The sequence below is a fragment of the Mesorhizobium sp. M7A.F.Ca.CA.003.01.2.1 genome, from assembly GCF_003998945.1.
Classification (GTDB): Bacteria; Pseudomonadota; Alphaproteobacteria; order Rhizobiales; family Rhizobiaceae; genus Mesorhizobium; species Mesorhizobium ciceri.
Genome location: NZ_RZRA01000551.1, coordinates 1 through 3,806, shown reverse-complemented (window position 1 = coordinate 3,806; position 3,806 = coordinate 1). Strand labels below are relative to the sequence as shown.

The window sequence follows — 3,806 nt, the reverse complement described above, 5'->3', positions numbered from 1 at the left end:
GCTCCAGACGTGGCTGGGCTACTTCTTCTTGGCGCGGGCCGGTTTCTTGGCGGGTTCCGCCGGCGCGTTGGCGAGGCCTTCCGCTTCCTTGGCGAGACGCAGTGCCCGCAGCTTGTTGGTCTTGGCCTGGCGGGCGTCGCTCTCGGCGGCGTATTCGGCCATCGCCTTCTGGCGGACGGTTGCCGCCTCTTCCTGCTTCTTGAAGCGCAGGTCGGCGCGTGCGCGGGCAGCATCCCGAGAGTTCTCAACCAAGACCTTATCCAATCCCGTGAATTGTGATTTTCCGCTTCTTCTAGCAGAGCCGGCCCCAAAACGGGAAAATAAGTTGGTTACGCGGCCGGGCTGGCGGCGAGGGCCTTGCTGGCAACCACGGCCTCGTAGGCGGCCTGCAAGGTCGCGCGGACAGAAGGGCCAGACATTGTATCGAGCGGCATGCCGAGATGTTCGTGCCGCAACTCGTCCATGAATTTGTCCCACATAGGCTGTCCGCCCTTTTCCAGCAGTTCGGCGCGGATCGACAATTCGTCGCTGACCGGCAGCCAGACGCGGCCCCAGGCGCCGAGATGGGCCAGGATCGGAACCAGCGTGATCGCCATCTCGGTCAGGCTGTAAATCGCCTTCTGCTTGTGCGAGGGATCGTCGGCCTTGGTCAGCATGCCCAGCTCCATCAGGCGCTTCAGCCGGTCGGCGAGGATGTTGGAGGCGATGCCTTCCATCGATCCGTTGAGCAGCTCGCGAAAATGGCGCCTGCCGCCGAAGATCATGTCGCGAAGGATGATCAGGCTCCAGCGGTCGCCGAAGACTTCCAGCGACAGATTGATCGGGCACCCGGACCGGCGATCCATGCTCATGAGATTTTTCTCCAAAACCGGTTGCATTATCGTAGCAGTTTTATTATCGTGCAACCGATTGCAAAATGCAATCAGTTTTGCAGAGAGGAGACTGCGTGATGAGGACCACCGAACGCCCTGAGATTATATCCGAAGTCTTTGGCGATCCGGCGAACCCGCCGCTGTTGCTGATCATGGGAGCGATGGCCTCGATGCTGTGGTGGCCGGAGGCGTTCTGCCGGAAACTGGCCGGTGCCGGCCTGTTCGTGATCCGCTACGACAATCGCGATACCGGCCGTTCGACGAAATACAAGCCGGGAGAGCCGCCCTACACGTTCGATGATATGGCCGACGATGCAATGCATGTTCTGGACGACCACGGCATCGGCAAGGCGCATGTCGTCGGGATGTCGATGGGCGGCATGATCGCGCAGCTTGTGGCGTTGAAACATCCCTCGCGTGTCGTATCTCTGACTGTGATCAGCAGTTCGCCGGTGGGAATCGACACATCCGGCCTTCCCGGGACGACCGAAGCCTACATGGAACACTCGGCCGAGGGCGCCAAAGTCGATTGGTCGGACCGTGGTCAAGTGGTCGATTTCATCGTCAGGGATGCACGGGCGATCGCCAGCACCACGCATCCATTCGATGCGGCGGGGATACGGGCCTTTGTCGAGCAGGATTACGACCGCTCCGGCGGCTTCCTGAGCGCGACCAACCATTTCATGCTCAAGGGCGGCGCCGCCTGGAAGGGCCGCCTGCACGAGATCGCGGCGCCGCTGCTGGTCATTCACGGCACGGCGGATCCGATCTTTCCGGTCGAACACGGCGAGGCGCTGGCCGAGACGGTCACCGGCGCAAGACTCATTCGCATCGAAGGTGGCGGCCACGAGCTGCATCCGGACGACTGGGCCGAGATGTCCGCAGCGATCATCGCGCATGTCCAAGCCGGTTGAAGCAGCATAGGCTGGTTTGACGGACAAGGCTAACCGCAACAGGCGTGCCGCAGGGTAGCGGCCACCGACAATCCACGAAACAGACGAGCAAAAAATGTCCCTGACACTTCATTTCCATCCGCTGGCCTCCTTCTGCTGGAAGCCGTTGATCGCGCTGTACGAGAACGCCACGCCGTTCACGCCTGTCATCGTCGACCTTGGCGATGCTGAATCGCGCGCGGCCTTCCTGAAGATCTCGCCGGCCGGCAAGATGCCGGCGCTGCGCGACGATGCGCGTGGCCGTACGGTGCTGGAATCGAGCATCCTCGTCGAATATCTGGCCGCGCACTATCCGGGGCCGGTCGACCTCGTTCCCGCCGAGATCGACATGGCGTTGGCCGTCCGCCAAGCTGACCGTTTCTATGATTTCTATGTGCAGGAGCCGATGCAGAAGATTGTCGGCGACCGGTTGCGCCCCGGCGACAAGACCGACCCGTTCGGCGTCGAGCAGGCTCGCGACCGGTTGCGCAATTCCTACGCCATCATCGAACAGGACATGCAGTCGAAGATCTGGGCGATGGGCGACAGCTTCACCATGGCCGATTGCGCAGCCTCCCCCGCGCTGTTCTATGCCAACAAGGTCGAGCCGTTGGGCGACAGGTACCCGGCTGTGAAGCGCTATCACGACCGCCTGCTGCAGCGCCCCGCCTTCGCTCGGGTGATCGGGGAGGCGCAGCCCTACTTCAAGTTCTTCCCCTACAACAACGGTTGATCGGGTCAGGTTTCCCAGAACTGATCGAGCCAGATGTTGAGTTTGAGGAAGCCAGTGCCGCTCACCGTGTAGACGCGCCTTGTTCCTTCCGGCTTGGCGTGGACCAGGCCGGCATCGAGCAGCACTTTCAGATGTTGCGACACGGCTGGGCGCGAGACCGGCAAGCCGGCGGCCAGTTCGGTGACGGTTTTCGGGCCGCGGCGAAGTTCTTCCAGAAGATGGCGCCGGTTGGGATCGGCAATCGCCATGAAGGCGTCGGAAAACATCATGCCTGTATTAGTGAGGCAAAGCCTTTCGAATCTCAACCGTCTGCTTCTGCTTTTCTTCTGGGATCAAGCCGCAATGCTTCCGGGGTGACCGAGCGGTCGGCCGGCTGCGTCTTGAAGGCGTCACGATCCCCGATCGGCACCGGCGCGCGGCGGCTGATGCGCAGCAGCGTGTAGCCCGCCAGGCAGAGATGCGCGAAGGCGGTCGCCAGGAACAGACCTTCCGGGCGCATCCAGCCCATCAGGGCAGCCGCAAGCAAAGGTCCGATCATCGTGCCGAAGCCATAGAGCAGCAACAGCCCGCCAGATACCTTGACGAAATCCTCCGAGCGCGCGTGGTCGTTGGCATGCGCCACGGCGATGGAATAGAGCGTATAGGCGAAGGCGCCATAGGCGGCGGTGAAGACGATGACGAAGACGCCGGAGCGTGGCTCGAACAGGAAGATCATGAGCGCGAAGAAGGCCCCGCCGAAAGCCGCCCCCGCCAGCACGAAGCGCCGGTCGGTCTTGTCGGACAGGCGCCCGGCCGGAAGCTGCATGGCGGCACCGGCAACGACCACAAGGCTCATCATCAGGGCGATCTCGGCCGTGGAAATGCCGATGCGCGCACCATAGACTGCGCCAAGCGTGCCCCAGGCGCCGTTGGCGATGCCGATCAGCACGCAAGCGACCGCCGACACCGGCGAATTGGCATAAAGGCCCCTGACATCAAGTGAGACATCCTGCAGCGGCTTGGGGTGGGAGGCGGTCGAGACCGCCGTCGGAATGAGCGACAGGCAAAACAGGATGCCGGTGATCATGAACAGCGACGCGGACTTCACGTCGCCGCCGGCGACGATCATCTGCCCACCCATGATCGAGGCATAAGTCACCATCATGTAGAGGCCGAAGACGGTGCCACGGTTCTCGTTGGTGGCCTTCTCGTTCAACCAGCTTTCGATGACCATGAAGGCGCCGGCCATGGTGAAGCCGGTGAAGGCGCGCAGCAGGATCCAGACATACT

The 3,806-nt window shown here is 62.3% G+C and carries 6 protein-coding genes; 2 read left to right on the top strand and 4 right to left on the bottom strand.

Annotated elements, in window-relative coordinates; translation table 11 throughout:
- Window positions 1-18 precede the first annotated feature (18 nt).
- Together EN969_RS20890 and EN969_RS20885 are read right to left on the bottom strand one after the other, a co-directional pair.
- Window positions 19-252 carry a hypothetical protein gene (locus tag EN969_RS20890; protein WP_127419357.1) on the bottom strand — a complete coding sequence of 78 codons (234 nt, stop codon included), beginning with the start codon at window positions 250-252 and terminating at the stop codon, window positions 19-21.
- Between the two features lie 77 nt (window positions 253-329).
- Complete coding sequence (locus tag EN969_RS20885; RefSeq protein WP_013529229.1) at window positions 330-851, bottom strand: helix-turn-helix domain-containing protein; 522 nt, start codon at window positions 849-851, stop codon at window positions 330-332.
- 98 nt (window positions 852-949) lie between these two features.
- Here EN969_RS20885 and EN969_RS20880 point away from each other — a divergent pair, with 98 nt between their 5' ends.
- Together EN969_RS20880 and EN969_RS20875 are read left to right on the top strand one after the other, a co-directional pair.
- Window positions 950-1,786, top strand: coding sequence for an alpha/beta hydrolase (locus EN969_RS20880; RefSeq protein ID WP_063169164.1), 837 nt, complete (start codon window positions 950-952; stop codon window positions 1,784-1,786).
- Window positions 1,787-1,880: 94 nt separating this feature from the next.
- Window positions 1,881-2,537 carry a glutathione S-transferase family protein gene (locus EN969_RS20875; RefSeq protein ID WP_063169163.1) on the top strand — a complete coding sequence of 219 codons (657 nt, stop codon included), beginning with the start codon at window positions 1,881-1,883 and terminating at the stop codon, window positions 2,535-2,537.
- Window positions 2,538-2,542: 5 nt separating this feature from the next.
- On the opposite strand, the gene EN969_RS20870 is transcribed toward EN969_RS20875, so the two are convergent.
- Both EN969_RS20870 and EN969_RS20865 read right to left on the bottom strand, forming a co-directional pair.
- Window positions 2,543-2,806: a metalloregulator ArsR/SmtB family transcription factor gene (locus tag EN969_RS20870; protein WP_063169162.1), complete on the bottom strand. Its 264-nt coding sequence runs from the start codon at window positions 2,804-2,806 to the stop codon at window positions 2,543-2,545.
- Between the two features lie 32 nt (window positions 2,807-2,838).
- Window positions 2,839-3,806, bottom strand: a 968-nt coding sequence (locus tag EN969_RS20865) for an MFS transporter (RefSeq protein ID WP_127419356.1), incomplete at its 5' end; no start/stop codon positions are given.